This is a genomic window from Bradyrhizobium sp. WSM2793, from assembly GCF_000379585.1.
In the GTDB taxonomy this organism is placed as follows: Bacteria; Pseudomonadota; Alphaproteobacteria; order Rhizobiales; family Xanthobacteraceae; genus Bradyrhizobium.
This window is the reverse complement of the sequence record NZ_KB902776.1, coordinates 161,672-182,339: the sequence shown is the minus strand read 5'-3', so window position 1 is coordinate 182,339 and position 20,668 is coordinate 161,672. Positions and strand designations below refer to the sequence as shown.

Annotated in this window: 20 protein-coding genes and 1 pseudogene; 13 read left to right on the top strand and 8 right to left on the bottom strand. The window is 63.6% G+C overall.

Going from position 1 to position 20,668, the window contains the following annotated elements; genetic code table 11:
* Positions 1-54 precede the first annotated feature (54 nt).
* Positions 55-765, top strand: a complete 711-nt coding sequence (locus A3AS_RS0112055) for a Crp/Fnr family transcriptional regulator (RefSeq protein WP_018317840.1) — start codon at positions 55-57, stop codon at positions 763-765.
* Positions 766-904: 139 nt separating this feature from the next.
* Here A3AS_RS0112055 and A3AS_RS0112050 read toward each other — a convergent pair whose 3' ends face one another.
* Together A3AS_RS0112050 and hemN are read right to left on the bottom strand one after the other, a co-directional pair.
* Complete coding sequence (locus A3AS_RS0112050) at positions 905-1,102, bottom strand: DUF1858 domain-containing protein (RefSeq protein WP_018317839.1); 198 nt, start codon at positions 1,100-1,102, stop codon at positions 905-907.
* Between the two features lie 190 nt (positions 1,103-1,292).
* Entirely contained in the window at positions 1,293-2,645 is a 1,353-nt protein-coding gene (hemN, locus tag A3AS_RS0112045) for an oxygen-independent coproporphyrinogen III oxidase (RefSeq protein WP_018317838.1), read from the bottom strand.
* Between the two features lie 200 nt (positions 2,646-2,845).
* Here hemN and A3AS_RS0112040 point away from each other — a divergent pair, with 200 nt between their 5' ends.
* From A3AS_RS0112040 to A3AS_RS0112025, 4 genes are all read left to right on the top strand, one after another.
* Complete coding sequence (locus tag A3AS_RS0112040) at positions 2,846-3,046, top strand: hypothetical protein (RefSeq protein WP_018317837.1); 201 nt, start codon at positions 2,846-2,848, stop codon at positions 3,044-3,046.
* Between the two features lie 25 nt (positions 3,047-3,071).
* Positions 3,072-3,944 (top strand): copper chaperone PCu(A)C, encoded by an 873-nt coding sequence (locus A3AS_RS49990; RefSeq protein ID WP_063707559.1) that lies wholly within the window; start codon positions 3,072-3,074, stop codon positions 3,942-3,944.
* A gap of 122 nt (positions 3,945-4,066) precedes the next feature.
* The gene (gene nirK, locus A3AS_RS0112030) at positions 4,067-5,164 is read left to right on the top strand and encodes a copper-containing nitrite reductase (RefSeq protein ID WP_026201913.1); all 1,098 of its coding nucleotides are present in this window, start codon (positions 4,067-4,069) and stop codon (positions 5,162-5,164) included.
* A 52-nt stretch (positions 5,165-5,216) separates the two neighbouring features.
* Positions 5,217-6,095: an SUMF1/EgtB/PvdO family nonheme iron enzyme gene (locus A3AS_RS0112025; protein ID WP_026201912.1), complete on the top strand. Its 879-nt coding sequence runs from the start codon at positions 5,217-5,219 to the stop codon at positions 6,093-6,095.
* Between the two features lie 88 nt (positions 6,096-6,183).
* Here the strand turns inward: A3AS_RS0112025 and A3AS_RS0112020 are convergent, their stop codons facing one another.
* Genes A3AS_RS0112020 through A3AS_RS0112010 form a run of 3 tightly spaced genes read right to left on the bottom strand, consistent with a single transcriptional unit; the run spans position 6,184 to position 8,218 of the window.
* The gene (locus tag A3AS_RS0112020; RefSeq protein ID WP_018317834.1) at positions 6,184-6,819 is read right to left on the bottom strand and encodes a GNAT family N-acetyltransferase; all 636 of its coding nucleotides are present in this window, start codon (positions 6,817-6,819) and stop codon (positions 6,184-6,186) included.
* A 22-nt stretch (positions 6,820-6,841) separates the two neighbouring features.
* Positions 6,842-7,492, bottom strand: a complete 651-nt coding sequence (locus A3AS_RS0112015) for a 3-oxoacid CoA-transferase subunit B (protein WP_011089829.1) — start codon at positions 7,490-7,492, stop codon at positions 6,842-6,844.
* 18 nt (positions 7,493-7,510) lie between these two features.
* Entirely contained in the window at positions 7,511-8,218 is a 708-nt protein-coding gene (locus tag A3AS_RS0112010; RefSeq protein WP_018317833.1) for a CoA transferase subunit A, read from the bottom strand.
* A 272-nt stretch (positions 8,219-8,490) separates the two neighbouring features.
* Here A3AS_RS0112010 and A3AS_RS0112005 point away from each other — a divergent pair, with 272 nt between their 5' ends.
* Positions 8,491-10,431 (top strand): AsmA family protein, encoded by a 1,941-nt coding sequence (locus tag A3AS_RS0112005; protein WP_018317832.1) that lies wholly within the window; start codon positions 8,491-8,493, stop codon positions 10,429-10,431.
* A 115-nt stretch (positions 10,432-10,546) separates the two neighbouring features.
* Here the strand turns inward: A3AS_RS0112005 and dctA are convergent, their stop codons facing one another.
* Positions 10,547-11,932, bottom strand: a complete 1,386-nt coding sequence (gene dctA / locus A3AS_RS0112000) for a C4-dicarboxylate transporter DctA (RefSeq protein WP_018317831.1) — start codon at positions 11,930-11,932, stop codon at positions 10,547-10,549.
* A 69-nt stretch (positions 11,933-12,001) separates the two neighbouring features.
* On the bottom strand, positions 12,002-13,075 hold the full coding sequence (locus tag A3AS_RS0111995; RefSeq protein ID WP_018317830.1) for a 4-oxalomesaconate tautomerase: 1,074 nt from the start codon (positions 13,073-13,075) through the stop codon (positions 12,002-12,004).
* Between the two features lie 118 nt (positions 13,076-13,193).
* Between A3AS_RS0111995 and A3AS_RS0111990 the strand changes: the two are divergent.
* From A3AS_RS0111990 to A3AS_RS0111970, 5 genes and pseudogenes are all read left to right on the top strand, one after another.
* Positions 13,194-14,173 (top strand): annotated as a pseudogene (locus A3AS_RS0111990) (LysR family transcriptional regulator).
* A 395-nt stretch (positions 14,174-14,568) separates the two neighbouring features.
* Positions 14,569-15,954 (top strand): ABC transporter substrate-binding protein, encoded by a 1,386-nt coding sequence (locus tag A3AS_RS0111985; protein WP_018317829.1) that lies wholly within the window; start codon positions 14,569-14,571, stop codon positions 15,952-15,954.
* 95 nt (positions 15,955-16,049) lie between these two features.
* Positions 16,050-16,922: a carbohydrate ABC transporter permease gene (locus A3AS_RS0111980; protein WP_018317828.1), complete on the top strand. Its 873-nt coding sequence runs from the start codon at positions 16,050-16,052 to the stop codon at positions 16,920-16,922.
* The gene (locus tag A3AS_RS0111975) at positions 16,919-17,770 is read left to right on the top strand and encodes a carbohydrate ABC transporter permease (RefSeq protein WP_018317827.1); all 852 of its coding nucleotides are present in this window, start codon (positions 16,919-16,921) and stop codon (positions 17,768-17,770) included. Before A3AS_RS0111980 ends, A3AS_RS0111975 begins: the two co-directional genes overlap by 4 nt.
* Before the next feature lie 113 nt (positions 17,771-17,883).
* Positions 17,884-18,876, top strand: coding sequence for a hypothetical protein (locus A3AS_RS0111970; RefSeq protein ID WP_018317826.1), 993 nt, complete (start codon positions 17,884-17,886; stop codon positions 18,874-18,876).
* Here the strand turns inward: A3AS_RS0111970 and A3AS_RS0111965 are convergent, their stop codons facing one another.
* On the bottom strand, positions 18,877-19,374 hold the full coding sequence (locus A3AS_RS0111965; RefSeq protein WP_018317825.1) for a DUF6622 family protein: 498 nt from the start codon (positions 19,372-19,374) through the stop codon (positions 18,877-18,879).
* 58 nt (positions 19,375-19,432) lie between these two features.
* Here A3AS_RS0111965 and A3AS_RS0111960 point away from each other — a divergent pair, with 58 nt between their 5' ends.
* Positions 19,433-20,086, top strand: coding sequence for a hypothetical protein (locus A3AS_RS0111960; RefSeq protein WP_245283190.1), 654 nt, complete (start codon positions 19,433-19,435; stop codon positions 20,084-20,086).
* Between the two features lie 184 nt (positions 20,087-20,270).
* The gene (locus A3AS_RS0111955) at positions 20,271-20,657 is read left to right on the top strand and encodes a hypothetical protein (protein WP_018317823.1); all 387 of its coding nucleotides are present in this window, start codon (positions 20,271-20,273) and stop codon (positions 20,655-20,657) included.
* Positions 20,658-20,668 lie beyond the last annotated feature (11 nt).

Sequence of the window (20,668 nt, the reverse complement as noted above, 5' to 3'; positions counted from 1 at the left end):
AAACTATCGGACGATTGCAGGTGCCATCACACTCCCTGATGCCAAGGAGGCAGAATGGCCAAGGTCGACACATCGCTGGTTGCGCATTTGCCGCTGTTTGCCGGGGTCACGCCGGAAGCTCTGGATGAGATCCTGCGTGAGGCCCGTTCGGCGCGCTATCCCAAGAACAGCGCCATTTTCGAGCAGGGGGCGGATGCGCAGTCCTTCTTCCTGCTGCTGCACGGCCATGTCCGCGCGGCCAAGACCACGCCGACCGGCGAGCAGATCGTGGTCCGCTACGTCGCGCCCGGCGAAACGTTCGGGCTCGCCATGGCGATCGGAGCCGTGCAGTATCCGGCGACCGCGATCGCTGTCGATGACAGCGTGGTGCTGATATGGCCAACCTCGGCCTGGCCGCGGCTGGTCGAGCGATTTCCCTCGCTGGCCGCCAACACGCTCCAGACCGTCGGCGCGCGCCTCCAGGAGAGCCACACCCGCATCCTGGAAATGTCGACCCAGCAGGTCGAGCAGCGCGTCGCCCATGCGCTGCTGCGTCTCGCCAAACAGTCCGGCAAGAAGCTCGACCACGGCATCGAGATCGACTTCCCGATCAGCCGCCAGGACATCGCGCAGATGACCGGCACCACGCTGCACACCGTCAGCCGCATCCTGAGCGGCTGGGAGAGCCAAGGCCTCGTCGAGAGCGGCCGTCAGCGCATCATCCTGCGCGATCCGCACAGGATCGTCGTGTTGGCAGAGCGGAGTGCCGACAGCGGCGCGGCGTGACACAGCCGCACCGGGGCGTCTCCGCCCAAGATAGGGACCAGGATAGGGATCGAGATAGGGGTGAGGGGCGCTTCCGCTTACGGCGAAAGCCGTCCCTCACCCGGGAATCCGCGCGCGCCCGCGCGAATTCGACACTGCTTCACGCCGGCACGCAATCGCACAACGCGGCGAGGAATTTGTCGCGGTCGATGCCATGCTCGCGGCAGGCATCATCCACCGTGTGGAAGGTTGCGATAGGGCAACCGACACAAGCCATCCTGAAGGCCAGAAACACGCGGATCGTGTGCGGCGCGGTACGCATGATGTCATCGACCAGATCGTCGGATCCGAAAGACATGGGCAACTCCGTTCCGACACGACGATAACGGAGGTGACCTGAGTTTCTTTGTTGGAGCGCAAGCTGTCGCCCGTTCCTCCGCCGTCATTCCGGGGCGCGCCTTTTGGCGCGAGCCCGGAATCCATCGTGCAGCGGATGACATGGAGGAATGGATTCCGGGCTCGCGCTTCGCGTGGCCCGGAATGACCAGCTACACAGCCCGGCTGTGCAGCTGCTTCGCCGGATTGAGATGCGCGTCGAACGCGGCCGCGACGCTGCGGACCAGGAAGCGGGAATCTTTTGCGACTGCGAGGCGGTTGCCGTCCAACCTCACGATGCCGTCGGAGATCAGTGGCTTCAGACGTGCCGCCGAGTTCAGCATCGCCGCCGCCTCCGCGCCATGGCGCGCGCAGATGTCGCCCAGATCGGCGCTGAACTCGCACATGATGCGTTCGATGATGTCGGCGCGCAGCCGGTCGTCGTCGGTGAGCCCATAGCCCTTGGCGGTGGCGAGACGGCCGGCGGCGATGCTCTGCGCATAGGCGCCGATCTGCACCTCGTTCTGGACGTAACCCTGCGGCAAATGCCCAATCGCGCTGGCGCCGAAACCGAGCAGGACTTCGCTCTTGTCAGTGGTGTAGCCCTGAAAATTGCGCCGCAGCGTCCGTTCCTCGAAGGCCACGGCCATGGAGTCGCCGGGCCGCGCGAAATGATCGAGCCCGATCTGCACGTAACCGGCCTCCTTCAGTGCATTCGCGATCGCGCAGGCCTGGTCGTGGCGCGCGAGGCCGTCCGGCAACACAGCCTCGTTGATCATCTGCTGGTGCTTCTTGAAGCTTGGCACATGAGCATAGCCGAACACGGAGAAGCGGTCGGGCGCGAGCGTGAGGCTGCGCCGGACGGTATCCAGACACGACGCGACGGTCTGGTGCGGCAACCCGTAGATCAGGTCGAAATTGAGTCCCTCGATGCCGGCGCGCCGGAGCATGTCGACCACGGAAGCCGTCTGCTCGAAGCTTTGCACGCGGTTGATCGCCCGCTGCACCACGGGATCGAAGCTCTGCACGCCAAGGCTCGCGCGGTTGACGCCGGAGAGCCGCATGGCATCGACCATGTCGGCGGTCAATGTGCGGGGATCGATCTCGACCGCGATCTCGGCCGAGGGCAGCACGAAGAACTTCTGGCGCATCGTCGCCATCAACTCGGCGAAAGCTTCCGGCTGCATGATCGTCGGCGTGCCGCCGCCGAAATGGATGTGCTCCACCTTGATGCGGCGCCCGATGGTTTCGGCGACCTGCTCGATCTCGTTGCGAAGCGTCCGCTGATAGCCGGCGATGAGTTCGTCGCGGCGCACGATCTGGGTATGGCAGCCGCAATACCAGCACATCTCGCGGCAGAACGGCACGTGGAGATAGAGTGACGCGCTGGCGCCCGCCGGCAGCTCCGCCAGCCAACGGGCGTAGGCGTCCGATCCGACCGCCGTCGAAAAATGCGGCGCGGTCGGATAGCTCGTGTAGCGTGGCAATCGTTCTTCGCCGTAGCTCGCCGCAAGATCAGCTCTCATGTCTTACCCATTCGTAAATTTCCGCCGTGTGCAGACCACGGCAAATCACGGAATACACCCCACTACCTCGGATCCGAGGGGGTGACCTTGCGCTTGCGCAAAGTCGGCCGGGTGCCGCAGACCTTGCGCTCGCGCAAAGCGCAGCGGCCATTTCGGGGCCATGATCATGCCAATTCGCACGCCATCCGGAGCGTTTGCCCATGAGGCTTCTCGCACTCGAACTGCTTCTTTCCTTGCTCGACGTCCGCGGCCATATCCCGCGTTTCGACGACTTCCGGCCGGCCCCGCTCGCAGCGGCCCCGGCCGGCACCGTGCGCGCTCTGGCCGCAGCCATCGCCATCTTCGTCGTGCTGTCACTGGCGATCTGGGCAACGGTCTGGCTTGCCACATCTCTCTTCTAGTGGCGTCTTCGCGAAGGCCTCGACCATGATCTCATCCAAGGGTGCATTCGCCGGCGCGGTCGTCCTGACATGCCTTGCCGGGGTGCCGGCCTTCGCGGCCGACACGACCAGCGGCGACCTCGTCATCACCAGGGCCTGGAGCCGGGCGACGCCCGGCGGAGCCAAGGTCGCCGGCGGCTATCTGACGATAGAGAACCGGGGCCGCGCGCCGGAGCGACTGCAGGCCGCATCGGCCGCGCATGCGCTTCGAACAGAGATCCACGAGATGACCGTCAACGACGGTGTCATGACCATGCGCGCGCTCGACAGGGGACTTGTCATCGCTCCCGGACAGATCGTGACGCTTGCGCCCGGCGGCGGACACCTGATGTTCATCGGTCTCGATGTGCCGCTTCATGCCGGCGACCAGATGCCCGTGACGCTGTCGTTCGAGCACGCCGGCGCGGTGAAAGTGACGCTGGACGTGCAGGCCATCGGCGCACAGGCTCCCGAAAGCATGGCGACCACGGCGGCCGCAGAGCCTGCGCATCGCGCGGAGCAGGCGTCGGTCCCTGCCGCCGCGACATCCGACGCGGACGAGAGCTTCTTCACGCATCTCCATGCAGAAAAAGCCATGGCCAACGTCACGGTCTCGCCCGGGCGCGCCGGTCCGGTCGAGATCGCGATCCAGCTCGAAGATGCGAACGAGTTGCCACTGAGTGCCGATGCAGTCGCGGTCACGCTCGGCAATCCCGAGCATGGCGTGGCGCCGATCACCGCAAACGCCGAACGCGTCGGTAACGATCAGTGGCGCGTCAGAATGTCGGCACCGCTGTCAGGCCGCTGGTCGCTCGGCCTCGACATCCGCATCACGCCAAAGGATGCCGTCAACGTCGTGTCGCCGATTCTGCTCCGCTAAGGCACCTAAGTACTGTAGCGGAGCCGAATCCGGCAAAACCTTGTCGCAGCGCAAACACTCTTGCCGAGATAGGCGCACACTGCATCCGTCATCAAAACCTTTCCAGATGAAGGATGCTTCCGATGTTCACCCGCAGAGTCGCATTGATCGGCGCCGCCGCGACAGCTCTGATGCTGGCGACCCCCGCTTTGGCTGGCGACGATCTCAAACTGCCGCGTCAAAAGGTAGAGCTGGTCGCTCCGCCGTTCGTGCATGCGCACGAGCAGGCGACCAAGCAAGGCCCCAAGATCATCGAGTTCAAACTCACGATCGAGGAGAAGAAGGTCGTCATCGACGAGAAGGGCACCACCTTCCAGGCCATGACCTTCAACGGTTCTATGCCGGGTCCGCTGATGGTCGTGCACGAGGGCGACTACGTCGAAACGACGCTGGTCAATCCTGCGACCAACTCCATGCCGCACAACATCGACTTCCATTCCGCGACCGGCGCGCTCGGTGGCGGCGCGCTCACTCTGGTCAATCCCGGCGAGCAGGTCGTGCTGCGCTGGAAGGCAACCAAGACCGGCGTGTTCGTCTACCATTGCGCCCCGGGCGGCCCGATGATCCCCTGGCACGTCGTCTCCGGCATGAACGGCGCCGTGATGGTGCTGCCGCGTGACGGCCTCAACGACGGCAAGGGCCGCGCGCTGAAATACGACAAGGTCTACTACATCGGCGAGCAGGACATGTACGTGCCCCGCGACGAGAAAGGCAACTTCAAGTCCTACGAATCGCCTGGCGAGGCCTTCACCGAGACCGAAGAGGTGATGAAGAAGCTGATCCCGACCCATGTCGTGTTCAACGGCAAGGCCGGTGCGCTGACCGGCAAGAACGCGCTGACGGCCAATGTCGGCGAGAACGTGCTGATCGTGCATTCGCAAGCCAACCGCGACAGCCGTCCGCACCTGATCGGCGGCCATGGCGACTACGTCTGGGAGACCGGCAAGTTCGGCAATGCGCCGGAAGTCGGGCTCGAGACCTGGTTCATCCGCGGCGGATCGGCGGGAGCCGCGCTGTACAAATTCCAGCAGCCCGGCATCTACGCCTACGTCACGCATAACCTGATCGAAGCCGCCGACCTCGGCGCCACCGCGCACTTCAAGGTCGAAGGCAAGTGGAACGATGATCTGATGATGCAGGTGAAGGCGCCCGCCGAAATACCGGCTGCCAACACCAACTAAACGCGACAAGGGGCCGGTCATCACCGGCCCCTTCTTTCTTCGGGGAATGACCATGCTGATCGCATTCAAGCTCAAACTGGCCCTCGCCTGCGCCGCCGGGCTCGCCGGACCGATCGCGATGGCGCCGCTGGTTTCGAACATGACGGTCCGCGGCACCGCGACGGAGCCTGCGATCGTGAGGGTCGCGCCGGGCAGTCTATCCTATCGCGAGGCCGGCGATTTCACGCGCGGCGAGCAGCAGGCGGAAGCGCCGCTGCGCGCGATGCGCGTCGACCGGCCGCTCCACATCATGCGAAATCAGGTCTCCTCATCCGATTATCAGCTCTGTGTGCAGGAGGGCGCCTGCCGCGCGCTCGATCGCGACGTCACGGTCGCTGCCGATCGTCCCGCGGTGCAGGTGAACTGGCACGATGCCGAGGCTTATGCAGGCTGGCTGTCGCGCAAGACAGGCCACCATTACCGCCTGCCGAGCGATGCGGAATGGGCCTTTGCAGCAGGCTCCAGATTCAAGGACGACGGCGTCGCTGTCGATGCCGACGATCCTTCAAAGCGCTGGATCAGCCGCTATGAGCGCGAGTCCGAACGCGACCTTTCCGACACCACGGCCTATCCGTTCGGCAAGTTCGGCCCGAACGAGCACGGCGTCGAGGATCTCGCCGGCAACGTCTGGGAATGGACCTCGACCTGCTTCGTGCGGTCGCGCGTCGACGCCGCCGGCAATGCCGGCCGACCCACGGTGAACTGCGGCGTGCGTGTCGCCGAGGGCGCCCACCGCGCCTACGTCACCGATTTCATCCGCGACGCCCGCGCCGGCGGTTGCGCCCAGGGCGTGCCGCCCGCCAATCTCGGCTTCCGCCTGGTGCGCGAGGAGACCTCCTGGGTCGCGAGCGTGTCGGCGCGGTGGAGCAAGGTGTGGGCGGTGAGGTCATAGCCAAGATTATCGCCGCGTAGCCCGGGTGAGCGAAGCGACACCCGGGAAGGTCCCGCATATCGCTTCGCTCATGCGGGCTACGGACACGTCAAATCGCGCGCGCGAACATGCGAAAGCCTGGAGCTCCGATGATCATCTCGAACGCGGGATCGCGTTTCTCCTCCGCAAAGACAAATCCGGCCTTGGCGTAGGCGCGCTCGGCGGGCTCGTTGCCGATCAGGAACGATATCGTCGTCCGGGCAAACCCGGCTGCCCGCCCCTTGTCCAGCGCGTGCGCGATCAGCGCCTGCATCAGGCCGCGGCCACGATAGGCAGGGTCGGTCGCGACATGCTCGATCATCCAGTCGCCCTCGCCGCCCTGGACCCAGCAAGTCCGCGAATAGGCGCCGCGCCGGCGGATGGCGTCCAGCTCTGACGCCGTGAGCCCAGTTGAGAGACCGACCTCTTCGAGCGCGCGCCAGGCCGCAGGTCCGGTGCCGGCCGCGGGCACGGCGCAAAGTGCAGCAGCAGGCCTGCCATCGATTTCGGTGACCAGGAACTGCGACACATGCCACATCGACACCGCGCGTGCGACGGCGACGCGTGCGATGAAATCGAGGCACTCTGCTTCCGGCCAGCCGAGCGACACGTCGAACCAGCCCCGCGGCCGGTAGCCGCGCATCGAGTGCAGGATGGTTCGTGCGATGAAAGCAGCGTCCTCGGGACGCGCTGACCTTATCGTCATACGCGCCCCATTCTCGAAGACCTTACGTGTTCTTCAGCGCCACGCGAAACTCGGCTTCGGTCTTCGCCTTGACCTCGTCGAGCGAGACGCCGTCGGCGAGCTCGATCAGGGCCATGCCGCCGTCACCGTGCTTGTCGATGGTGAAGACCGCCAGATCCGTGACGACCATGTCGACCACGCGCTCGCCGGTCAGCGGCAGATTGCACTTCTTCAGGAGCTTGGAGCCGTCCTTGGCCGAATGCTCCATCACCACGACGACGCGCTTGACGCCGGCGACGAGGTCCATCGCGCCGCCCATGCCCTTGACCATCTTGCCGGGGATCATCCAATTGGCGAGATCGCCGTTCTGGGCCACCTGCATGGCGCCGAGGATCGACAGGTCCATATGGCCGCCGCGGATCATCCCGAAGGAATCCGCGCTCGAGAAATACGAGGTCGAGGGCAGCTCGCTCACCGTCTGCTTGCCGGCGTTGATCAGGTCCGCGTCCACCTCGTCTTCATAGGGGAACGGGCCCATGCCGAGCATGCCGTTCTCGCTCTGCAGGCTGACATCGACCCCGTCGGGGATGAAGTTCGAAACCAGCGTCGGGATGCCGATGCCGAGATTGACGTAGTAGCCGTCACGCAGTTCCTTCGCGGCGCGCGCGGCCATCTGTTCACGGGTCCAGGCCATGTGTGTCTCCTGATACGCTTAAGCGGCGGTACGCGGGCGGGTGTTGCGGAATTCGATGCGCTTCTTGGCCGTGCCGACCTCGACGATGCGCTTCACGAAAATGCCGGGCGTGTGGATGTGGTCGGGATTGAGTTCACCCGCCGGAACCAGATGCTCGACCTCGGCAACGGTGATCTTGGCGGCGGTCGCCATCATCGGGTTAAAATTGCGCGCGGTCTTGCGGTAGATGAGGTTGCCGGCGGTGTCGCCCTTCCAGGCGTGGACAATGGCGAGGTCGGCGAACAGGCCGCGTTCCATCAGATATTTCTCGCCGTCGAACTCCTTCACTTCCTTGCCTTCGGCGATCAGCGTGCCGACGCCGGTCTTGGTGTAGAAGGCCGGAATGCCGGCGCCGCCGGCGCGGATGCGCTCGGCGAGCGTGCCCTGCGGATTGAATTCGAGTTCCAGCTCGCCGGCGAGGAATTGCTGGGCGAACAGCTTGTTCTCGCCGACATAGGACGAGATCATCTTCTTGATCTGCCGGGTTTCCAAGAGGCGGCTGAGCCCGATGCCGTCGACGCCGGCATTGTTGGAGACCACCGTCAGGCCCTTGACGCCGGACTCGCGGATCGCATCCGAGAGCTCCTCGGCGATGCCGCAGAGGCCGAAGCCTCCCGACATGATCATCATGTTGTCTTTCAAAATGCCTGACAGAGCCGACTTGGCGTCGGGATAGACCTTGTTCATGCAAATAACCTTCGACTGAACCTTCGGCTTGGAGGCGGCGCGCCCTATTGGCGGCGATTATTAGGCGAAATCCTCCAAAGCCGTCAATGATACGGGGTTCTCCGCACCGCGGCCGGGTGATAGAAGCTGCCCACACCGTGGGCAGAACCGTCCGCGGCCTTGAAAGCGACAAGAAAACCCATCAAGTTGCGGGGGTTGGGCGTGGGCACGCAGGTTTCCCGACCCGCCCTCCTGGCTCCAACGACCAACCCGATCAGGACATGCCATTGACCATGGCCCAAGGAATGAAGCGCCTCGGGACGCCGATCGCGGCGCTGCTCGGCGTCGCGCTGATCGCCCTGATCGCGACCTCATGGCTCATCAACCGCGACGCGCTGCGCAAGGCGGTCGAAGCGCAGATCCGCGACGTCACCGGGCTCGAGCTCACTGTCGCAGGCGCAATCGACATCTCGGTGCTGCCGGCGAGCTACATCTCCTTCCGTGATGTCGGCCTCAAGGGTGGCGGCACCAGCGATCCCGCGCTCCAGGTCGACGTGCTCACCGCCAATCTGCGGCTGCTGCCGCTATTGCTGCAACGGTTCGAGATCGCCGACCTGACGCTGCTGCGGCCGCGCATCCATGTCAGCCTGAAGCCGGACGGCCAGAGTAACTGGACGCCCTTCATCCAGACCATCGCGCGCACCATGAAGCCCGGGGCTGAAAACCAGCTCTCGTTCTCCGAAATCCGGATCCAGGACGGCGTGCTCGACTACCAGGACGCCGCCACGCACGGCACCGAGAAGTTCGAGGACATCGACCTGTCGCTGGCCTGGCCTTCGATCTCGCGCTCCTTCGCCGCGACCGGACAGTTCGACTGGCGCGGCGAGCGTGTCGACGGCTCGATCAGCTTTTCCGACTTCGTCGCCGCCCTCTCCGGCGAGCGCTCGGGCTTGAAGGCGCGGATCGCCAGCGCACCGCTCAAGCTCGCTTTCGACGGCAGCGTCGCCAACCGCACCAGCCCGATGATGGAAGGCACGCTGACGATCGACAGCCCCTCCTTGCGCAACGCGCTGCGCTGGACCGGGCAGCCGCAACCCGCCAGCGGCGGCTTCGGCCGCTTCGTGCTGAAGGCGCGCGCCAACGTCGTCGGCGCCTCGATCGCGCTCACCAACGTCAATGTCGAGCTAGACGGCAATGCCGCCGAGGGCGTCATGACCTACGCCAATAACGGCCGGCAGACGCTGCAGGCGACGCTCGCCGCCGACGCGCTCGACTTCACTCCTTATATTTCCACCTTCCGGCTGCTCGCGAGCGGCGCGCGGGACTGGAACAGGCAGCTGTTCGATCTCAACGGATTGTCGACGACCGATCTCGACATGCGCCTGTCGGCAGCAAAGCTGACGGTCGGGCCGACCAGGCTCGGCCGCACCGCGATCGGCGCCAATCTGCGCAACGGCACGCTCGCACTCTCGGTCGGCGAAGCCCAGGTCTATGGCGGCATCGCCAAGGGCTCGTTCGGCATCGCGCGCTCCGACACCGTCGCCGACATCAAGGCGCAATTCCAGTTCACCGACGTCGACCTCCAGGCCTGCGCCACCGAGCTGTTCGGCCTCAGCAAGCTATCCGGTCGCGGCAACATCAACGTGTCGCTCTTCGCCTCGGGCTCGAGCCCGTTCGGCCTCGTGCAGTCGCTCGACGGCAGCGCCACCGTCACCGGTCATGACGGCGCGATCTCGGGCTTCAATGCCGAGCAGCTGCTGAAACGCCTGGAGCGGCGACCGCTGTCGGGCGGCGGCAATTTCCGCAACGGTTCGACGCCGTACAACAATCTCACCATCGCCGTGAAATTCTCCGATGGGGTCGCCACCGCCGAGGACATCCGTGTCGAAGGGCCGGCGGCCAAGATCACGCTCACCGGCACCGCCTCGGTGCCGACGCGCGAATACGACATGAAGGGCGTGGCGAGCCTCAACAGCACGTCGGGGTTCGAGTTGCCATTCGTGGTGCAGGGCCCGTGGGACGATCCCCTGATCTTCCCCGATCCGGAAAGCCTGATCCGCCGCTCGCCGGCCTCCGCGCCGCTGCTCGACATGCTGAAGGATCGCAAGGGGGGCGACGCCGTGCGCTCCGCGATCGAGCGCATCACCGGCAGCGGAAAGCGTCCTCCACCGGCGGAAGCGCCGACGGCGGAGAACGCCAAAGAGAACGTGAAGGAGAACGCCAAATCCAACTAGGCTGATCAACTCAGCCTTCGCGGATTTCGGTAGCCCGAGCTCAACAAGCTCGACATGCCGGCGACTTGGCAAACCCGAATCGAGCAGTGCGGCCGATTTCATCCCGGAGGTGGCGTCAAGCGGCCGATTGCGTCGTCGAAATCCAGGCCTTGTCCCCCTGCAGCACGGCTCCTCCGCCGATCTTCGATCCGGCCGCGACCTTGAGAGAGCCACTCCCTCCCAGTTCGCGAGTCAACACCTCTCGGTCACAAGCGTCCTCCCACAGCGAAACGGTGATGGCTGCGACGCAGTTGCTGATCATACTGGTCAGCGCCCGCGCTTCCGACATGAAACGGTCGATGCCGACGAGCAGCGCAACGCCGGTCACGGGCAGATCCGGCATGACGGAGAGGGTCGCGACAAGCGCGACGAAGCCGCTGCCGGTGACGCCGGCCGCGCCTTTGGACGTCAGCAGCATCAGTCCGAGCATCGCCGCGATCTGCCCCCACGACAGGTGGATGTCGCAGGCCTGCGCGATGAAGATGGAGGCCAGGGTGAGATAGATGGCGCTGCCGTCCAGATTGAAGGAATAGCCCATCGGCAACACGAGTCCCGACACGCCTTTGCGGCATCCGAGCTGCTCCAGCTTGCGCAGCGCCCCGGGTAGCGCCGGTTCCGACGATGACGTGCCGAGCACGATCAGCAGCTCTTCCCTGAAGTAGCGGATGGTCTTCCACAGGCTGAAGCCATTCAGCCGCGCCAGCGTGCCGAGCACGACGACCACGAAGAATGAGCAGGCGATATAGAATGTCAGGATCAGCAGTCCGAGCGAGCCAATCGATCGAATGCCGTAGCGGCCCACCGTGAACGCCATGGCGCCAAAGGCGCCGAGCGGCGCGAGCTTCATGACGAAGCCAAAGGACACAAACAGGACCTGAGAGAAGGAATCGACGGCCTTCGTCACCACCGCACCCCCATCGCCGGCACGGCTCAGGCCAAAGGCGACCAGGATGGAGACCAGCAGGACCGGCAGCACTTCGCCGTCGGCAAACGCGCCAAAGAAGGAATGCGGAATGATGTGCAGCATGAAGTCCGCAAATCCGGTCGCACTCGCCTGCTTGGTGAACTTCGCGGCCACCGACGGATCCAGCGTGCTGACGGACACATGCATGCCGACGCCCGGCTGGATCAGCGACACGGCGACCAGTCCGGCCAGCAATGCGAGCACGGTCAGCAGGTAGAACAGCGCCATGGATTTCACCAGCGTGCGGCCGACCTCGCGCGAATCGCTGATGCTGTTGATACCGCTGACGATGGTGCAGAACACGATCGGTGCGATCATCATCTTGACCAGCTTGACGAAGCCGTCGCCGAAGGGCTTCAGCGCGGCACCGAAGTCAGGCCAGAGATGGCCGGTGAGGACGCCCAACATGAGACCGATCAGCACCTGGACGTAAAGGATCCGGTAGAATGGTTTTCGCGTCTCACCGTTCTCGGGCCCGACCAGCGCTTGCTTCTGCATTCCCGTTTCTCCCATGGCTCTGATTTTTCATGGCTCTGATTCTTGACGGCTTTGAAAAGCGGTCCGGCTTCAGGCCGCCAGGACCGAATGAGGGACGTGCGATCGACGGGCGAAGACATGGCCCTCCAGAATTCGCCGGGCTGTCCGCTGCACCCGGGCAACCGGGCCGGGCTCGAGCCGAACCACGAGCCGGCCGGAGGGATGGGCGAGCGTGATCGGTACCGGCGGTGCCAGCCATCCAACCATCTCTGCGGCGATCGTCCCGGGCGTCACACAGGCGGTCGCGATCGCGACGGCACCGGTCACCGCCAGCGCGCTATGGCAGTCGTGCGGCATGAAGTACCTGACGTTCAACGTCGCCCCGCTTGCGGGCGCGATCAGAACCGGCTTCGGAATCACCATTGACGCGGAATCCGGAAAACCCATCCGGCGTCCAGCCTCGATGCGCAAATGTTCGAGCCGCCCGCGGAAGGCGCCGTCGGCGAAGGCCGGAGGGGCCTCGCGGCCGGTCCATCCGAGATCTGCCGCGCGGACCAGCATGACGGGCATGGCTGCGTCGATGCAGGTCACGTCGATCCCTCCGATGCGATCGACCGGACGTCCTGTCGGCAACAGACGGCCGGTGCGTGCGCCGGCGGCGTTGGGGAACGACAGTTCGATGGGCGCGGCCGTTCCCGGCACGCCGTCGATCCGCGCTTCTCCCTCATAGGTCACCCGTCCTCCCGGAGTGGCGACCTTCGCGTCGATCAGCTTGCCGGTGTTGACATTATGAATACGCACATGGGTGCGATCTGCGGTAGCGGCGACCAGGCCGGCTTCGATTGCGAATGGCCCGACCGCCGCAAGCATGTTTCCGCAGTTCGGCGAGGTATCGACGATCCCTTCACGGACCCTCACCTGGGCAAACAGGTAGTCGACATCGGCGCCGGGCACCGTTGCCGGTCCGATGATCGCGACCTTGTTGATCACGGCATTGTCGCCGCCGATTCCATCGATTCCGAGATCGTGCCCGCCTCCCATTACCGACAACAGCACCGCGTCGCGCGAGCTGGGGTCGGCCGGAAGGTCGCAGGCCAGGAAAAACGGTCCGCGCGAGGTCCCACCGCGCATGACCACACAGGGAATGGCAATCTGATCGTTCATGATGTTCTTCCGTTCGAAGACATGCTCGTCTGAACCAGAGCATCCTCCGTCCGAACTATTTTGTGAAATGCAAATATCTGAGGTATTATTTCTCTATTCGACATAATGGAGCCCTGGCATGAACGCAGAACTGCTCGACCTCAAGGCGTTCATCACCGTCGCGGAGATGGGCAGCTTCGTCCGGACCGCGAAGGCGCTGAATTTGTCCCAGCCGGCGCTCAGCCGACGCATTCAGAAGCTGGAGGAAAGCCTTGGTGCGCCGTTGCTCGAACGGTCCACGCGCCACGTCAATCTCACCATGACGGGACGCGACTTCCTGCCGAAGGTCCGCCGCCTCATCGACGAGTTCGAGACCTCGGTGCTCGCCATCCATGATATCGGCGCGCGAAGTTCGGGTTTGGTCTCCGTGGCTGCGGTGCCGACGGCGGTGTTCTATTTTCTTCCGCGAGCGATCGGTCGGTTCGCCGAAGCCTATCCGCGCATTCGCATCCGCATTCTGGACATCGGCGCCAATGAGGGGTTGGAAGCGGTGGCGCGTGGAGAAGTCGACTTCGGCATCAATTTCATCGGCGCTTCGCATGCCGAAATCGAATTCGAGAAATTGGTTGAGGACCCGTTCGTGCTGGCCTGCCGCCATGACCATCCGCTAGCATCGCGCAAGCAGGTGAGCTGGTCGGAGATCGTGTCGCACCGGGTCATCACTGTCGGTCGCAACAGCGGCAACCGCGCGCTGATCGACAATGCGCTCGCGCGGCAGGGCCTGCAGCTGAACTGGTCCTATGAAGTCGCGCACCTCTCCGGCTCGCTTGGTCTGGTCGAGGAGGGATTGGGCATCGCCGTGCTGCCGAGGCTCGCGACGCCCGCCGCCGGTCATCCGATCATTCACACCGTTCGGCTGGTCGAGCCGGAAGTGTCGCGGACGATCGGATTGTGCGCAGGCGCGGGGCGACGCTATCGCCGCATGCCAGCCAGTTTCTCAAGATGCTGCTCGAAGCATGGCGCTCTCCATTGCGGATGAGCGGGCAAGCCAGGTCGCGGCCCCGATCAACCGAGGCAAGTTCGAATGCCACTTCGACGGGGCCAAAGCGCAGACGCTGACATTTCACCCGCAGAACGGCGCCAGACTGTTCCCGAGCCAAACCGGAACCCCTCGGATCGCCCCTGTAATGTCTTCAAAGGCATGTTGGATCCACGGCCGCGGCGGTGGCGCGGGTGCCTGTCACGTTGCACCCGGTCCTCGCACCGCTTACAACAGCCGGTCTTTCGGCGATCCGGCGTTTGACGTCGCGGATGGCCCGGCGAAGCCAGAACGCACAAGGCGAATTGATTGCCGCGAATTGATGCGGCGATTGGATCGATGCACGCGTTAAGCATCTCCGCAAGGCCCGTCCCCACGACCTATGTCTGACAACATGCCGCTAGATCGGGTTAACGGCATGGGCTAGTGTTTTATACGACCGGTTAAAAACACCGGCCGTTTGAGGGAGAAAAACGTGAAATCCAAGGTTATTGGCGCAGTATCACTGGCGGTCGCTGCGGCCGGGCTGTTTGCAGCCGCTGCACCCGCATTTGCGCAGCAGAAGACGATCACGGTGTGGTGGGGCAAGGGCTTCTATCGCTCCGAAGACGACGCGCTGATCGAGACGATCAAGAAGTTCGAAGCCAAGACCGGCATCAAGGTCGAATTGTCGCAATACGCGATCCAGGACATGATTCCGAAGACGGTCGCCGCGCTCGATGCCGGCACCGTGCCCGATGTCGCCTATTCCGACTCTTATGACGTGCAGGCGCAGGGCAAGTGGGCCTATGAAGGCAAGCTCGAGGATCTCTCCGAAGTGATGGAGCCGATCAAGGGCCGGTTCGTGCAGAACACGCTGGATGCGTCGATCCTCTATAACGACGTCACCAAGAAGAAGGCCTATTACGGTTTCCCGCTGAAGCAGCAGAGCATGCACGTCCAGATCTGGAACGACATGCTGGAGAAGTCCGGTTTCAAGCTCACCGATATCCCGAACGACTGGACCGGCTACTGGACGTTCTGGTGCGACAAGGTGCAGCCGGCGATCCGCAAAGCTACCGGCCAGCGCATCTATGCCGTCGGCCAGCCGATGGGCGTGGAATCCACCGACGCCTTCCAGTCGTTCTACACCTTCATGGACGCCTACCACGTCAAGCTGGTCGACGACGACGGCAAGCTCACGGTCGACGATCCCAAGGTTCGCGAGAACCTGATCAAGGCGATGAAGGATTACACCGACACCTACATCAAGGGTTGCACGCCGCCGTCCTCCACGACCTGGAAGGATCCCGACAACAACGTCGCCTTCCACAACAAAACCATCGTGATGACCCACAATTTCACGATCTCGATCGCCGCGAAGTGGTTCGAGGATTCCCAGAACCAGGCGCTCACGCCGGAACAGCGCGAAGCCGGCAAGAAGGCCTATGAGCAGGACATCGTGACGGCGTCCTTCCCGAAGGCGCCGGATGGTTCGACCATCCGCTACCGCTCCGACGTCAAGACCGGACTGATCTTCACCGCGGCCAAGAACAAGGCCGAGGCCAAGCAGTTCATCAGCTTCCTGCTCCAGGAAGAGAACGTCCGTCCCTACATCGAGGGTGCGCTCGGCCGCTGGTTCCCGGTGACCAAGGAAAGCCAGGAAAGCCCGTTCTGGCAGGCTGACAAGCACCGCAAGGCCGTCTACACCCAGTTCAAGGGCGGCACCGCGGCGTTCGACTTCACCAAGAACTGGAAGTTCACGATCCTCAACAACGAGAACGTGTGGGCGAAGGCGATGAATCGCGTCGTCAGTGAGAAGGTTCCGGTCGACAAGGCCGTCGACGAACTGATCGCCCGCATCAAGCAGGTCGCAGGCTGAATCATCCTTTCCCTCTCCCCGCTGTGCGGGGAGAGGTATAAGAACAACACCGGCCGCGTTTCGCGGCCGGCATCTCTTTGAAGAGTCCGAAAAGAATGGCGATCACGCTCTCTGGCGACCAGGCAATCCCCGCCCCGCCCCTGTCGTCGCGGCTGACCCCGGCGCAGGTCTGGGGCATCGTGCTGCTTGCGCCCTATCTGCTCGTTTTCCTTGCCTTCGTCGTCTATCCCGTCGGCTACGGGCTGTGGCTGGCGCGAGCCCCGTCGAATTATGTCGCGCTTTACAACGATCCGATCTTCGCGCGTGCCGCGGTCAATACGCTGATCTTCCTGGTCATCGGCATCAACATCAAGATGCTGATCGCGCTATTCCTCTCCGGCTTCTTCGCCGTGCAGCGCCCCTGGATCAAATGGCTCTCGGTGATCTTCATCCTGCCCTGGGCGGTGCCGTCGATCCCGACCATCCTGTCGGTCCGGTTCATGCTCAATCCCGAATGGGGCATGGTCAACCATTTCATCTTCTCCCTGACCGGCGATGACGGCCCGAACTGGCTGAACGATCCGACCGTGGCACTGACCATGGCGATCGCGGTGCATATCTGGAAGTCGCTGCCGTTCTGGACGCTGATCCTGATCACCGGCCGCCTTGCGATCTCGCACGATCTGTTCGAGGCCGCCGAGGTCGACGGTGCGAGTTGGTGGCAGAAATTCCGCTACATCACCTGGCCGTCGATGCAGACGCTCTACGTCACCTGCACGCTGCTCTCGATGATCTGGACGCTCGGCGACTTCAACAGCGTCTATCTGCTCACCGGCGGTGGCCCGGCCGACCTCACGCACGTGCTGTCGACCCTCGGCATCCGCTATCTCCGGCTCGACCAGCTCTCGCTGGCCATGGCATCGATCGTCTGCGCAATGCCGTTCGTCCTGCCGCTCGTGTACTTCATGATGAAACGGTTGTCGCGATGAAGCTCCCTACCCTGCGCGAAGTCGCAACCGAAGCGCGGTTGCTGCTGATCGGCATTCCCGTCTTCCTCTGGACGATGATTCCGATCTACCACATGTTCCTGTTCGCGATCTCGCCGAAGGAGGACGCATTCTCCGGCAAGCTGTGGCCGGACCATCCCACGCTGCACAACTTCGAAATCGTGTTCAAGCAGCAGCACTACTTCCTGCGCGACTTCTACATACAGTTCTGGAACTCGCTGGTGATCGCGGCATCCGTCGGCGTGCTGACGCTGTTCATCGCCACCGCCGCGGCGTTCTCGATCTCGCGGCTGAAGGTGCCCGGCGGGCGGGTCGTGATGAACCTCGCGCTGTTCACCTATTTCATCCCGGCGGCATTCCTTGCCGTGCCAATGTACCGCACCATGGGTAATTACGGCCTGCTCAACAATCACTGGTCGCTGATCCTGGCGATGGTGACCATCGCCAGTCCCTACGCGATCTGGGTGCTCAAGCAGGCCTCCGACAAGCTGCCGGTCGAATTGGACGAAGCCGCCGTGATGGACGGTGCGACGACGCTTCAGATCTTCCGCCTGGTCTACCTGCCGCTGATGATGCCCTCGCTGGTCGCGATCGGCACCTATGCGGTGCTGTTGGCCTGGAACGAATATCTCTACGCGTTCCTGCTGCTCTCGAACGACCGCGAGATCACCCTGCCCGTCGCGCTCGGCAACTTCCTCGCCGCCGACGACTCGCCGTGGGAGCTGTTGATGACGACCGGCTTCATCTACGCACTGCCGCCGGCCGCGATCTACTATGCCTTCCGCCGCTACATGGTGGGCGGGCTCACGGCAGGTGCGGTGAAGTCCTGACGCGACAGGACGCATCGGGTCGCCGCAAGCAGGACGTTCGAGCGACAAGGTGGACAATTGCGGGTTGTTCACGCCTGCTCTAACCTCGGTGCCCCAATGCAGGGCACGGCATCATGCGCAGCAACGACGCGATCCATCTCGGCCTGATGCTGCTGGCGCTCGCGGCGGCCTATCTGATGCCGTTCGAGCTGTTGCTGCTGGCTTATGTCGTGCTCGGCCCGGCGCACTACTTCACCGAGATTTCATGGCTGCACGACCGCAGCTATTACCTGCCACATCGTGGGATTGCGGCAGCCCTCGCAATCATCGCCGTGGTCGCGGCCCTGATCGACAACGCCTCGTGGTTCGGCTTTGCGATGTGGGGCGCGCTGATCGTCTGCGCCATGCTTGCGGCCACCACCTCGGCGATCGAGAGCATGTTGCTGTTCATGACGGCGATCGCACTGTCCGCGCTCATGTATTCGAGCGGATCCTCGCTCGCCGTGATCGGCATCCTGATTCCGACCTTGATCCACGTCTCGCTGTTCACGCTGATCTTCATGGTGCTCGGCGCGCACCGATCCGGCAGCCGCGTCCAGGCTGCGCTGGTGGCTGTCTACCTCGTCGCGATCGCTACGATTCTGCTGCTGCCGCCAACCGCTGAAATCCGGATCGCGAGCTTTGCCCGGGTCGGACAGGACTATTTCGGCAATGTCGGCCCGGCCCTCAGCCGGCTGTTCGGCGTGCCCGGCCTCGTCCTCGACACCAGGCTGACGAGCCTGCTCGCCTTCGTCTATACCTATCATTACCTCAACTGGTTCATCAAAGCCGACGTGATCCGCTGGACCGCGGTCCCGAAGGCGCGGCTGGCGGCGATGGCCGCCGCCAGCGCAGCTTCCACCGCGCTCTATTTCTACGACTACGCGTTCGGCTTTACCTTCCTGCTGGCGCTGAGCCTGATCCATATTCTGCTGGAATTTCCGCTCGACGCCCTGGCGCTGCGGCAGCTCGGGGTGGCGGTGCAGGGCGCAGTGCGCGCGCGGTATGCCGCCCCCGTCGCAGCCACCGCAACGCGGCCGCGTCCCACAGGCACCAGAGGCTCGAAACGTCCGCCCCGGTCGCGCTGATCATCCGAGGGTGCGTTTTCGTCGATAGGCCATCACCAGCGCGATCGTCGAGCCGATGAAGTAGCCGGCGGTCGCGCCCGAGATGGCGCGGCCGATGATGATTGCCAGTGCGCGGTCGCTCGCATCGATCACCGAGATCACGCCGACCGCATATTGCAGTGAGAACACGACAAGGTTGCGGATCAGGGCAAACGCGCTGCCCTGGCGGATGATCTCACCTGTCGTGTGATCGACCTCGAAAGGACGCGGCGTCAGCACACCCAGCAGCAGCAGTGCCAGCGCGGCCGCGATCCACGCGATCAGCGGCCAAGCACTGCCCTGAGGCCCGAAGCCGATCCGAGACATCCCCCAGACGATGAACACGACCGGCAGGATCAGCGCGCGCCAGATCGGCGTCGTGCGTGGCTGCATCGACTGGATACCCTGCCAGACCAGATAGGCGAACAAGATCCAGACCCATAGCGGGGTATGGGCGGCGATAGCGAGCCAGCTCTTCATGAGACCTCCAGTCCTGCCGACCGGGCGGAGAAAGGCAAGAATCGGATTGACAACCTAAGTGTGCGCGCAGGATATTCTCTACTTATTGCCTGTGCCGCGTATTTTTCAATTCAATTGCCCGACGGATAGCAAAATGCTGCTACACCGACTGACGAGATTTGCCCTCATCGTGCTGATGCTTCTCTGCGGCGGCCTGGCTTGTGCGCAACAGCTTCCCGACAATCCGAGCCCCAGCGCCACCGCGACGCCCTCAGACGTCAGTCAAGATCAACGGATTACCAATCCGCCGCCGACGGGACAATCGCCCGCAAGCGTGGGGACCGGCAAGCCGGCGCAGCAACAGGGTTACATCACCTACAAGACGCCTTATGAATTCTGGTTGACCGGCCTCGCCATCGCATTGGTGGTCACAATGGCAATCCTGCTGTGTGTAATGGCGGCGATCGGCAAACTCACACAGGAGTTCTATAAGGCCTTCCTACTTCTCGTCGTGGTTTTTGCCGCGTTGTTCTTGATCGTAGCCGGCTACACCGACACGCAGACCGCACCCGTATTCAGTCTCCTCGGCACGATCGTCGGGTATATTTTCGGCAAGTCGGCGGCCGGGGCGGCCGAAGAACCTCAGGGCCAACCGCCAGCCCTCAATGCTGCCAACGCGGCTCCTCCCAATCAAGCGGCACCGCCGGGCACCGCGACCGCACCTAGAGGTTAACGTTAGACAAGAGGGCATCGTCATGGACTGCTTACGCACCGCAGTAGCGACCGCCGGCCTTATTCTGATTTCGGCGCCCCAGTTGGCATCGGCTCAATCAGCCTCGCCTGGAAATCTTGGCTTGCGAGCCCCAAATCCGCAGACCGCGATCGAGAGAAACGCGATAAGGCCTGATCTGGCCCCGATGACTCCCTATGTGACCCAGATGCCGCTCCAAGTCCCCGGACTTGCGCCGGGCCACGTTCCAACAGCCACAGGGCTGGCTCCGAATGGCAATCAAGGTCTCACCGTTCCCGTCCGCTCGCTCGCCGAGCCGGTGGTCGCAGCAAACAGCGTCGGCTTTTACAACGACGCCGGTCAGCCACTCGGCTTCCAGTTCGTTGTCGGGGGAGTTTCACAAAAGATCGAGCTGGCGCCACGGCAGATCTTGACCGTACAAGCCGATGCAGCCGGCAGCGAGCTCAAGGCCATCATCGGAACGGGAAATACCGATTTCCAGACCGTGTTGGCGCGCGGCAAGCTATACATCTTACGCGCGGACGGAGCCAAGTGGGTGTTGGCTGCTTTCTGAGAAGCGCGCCC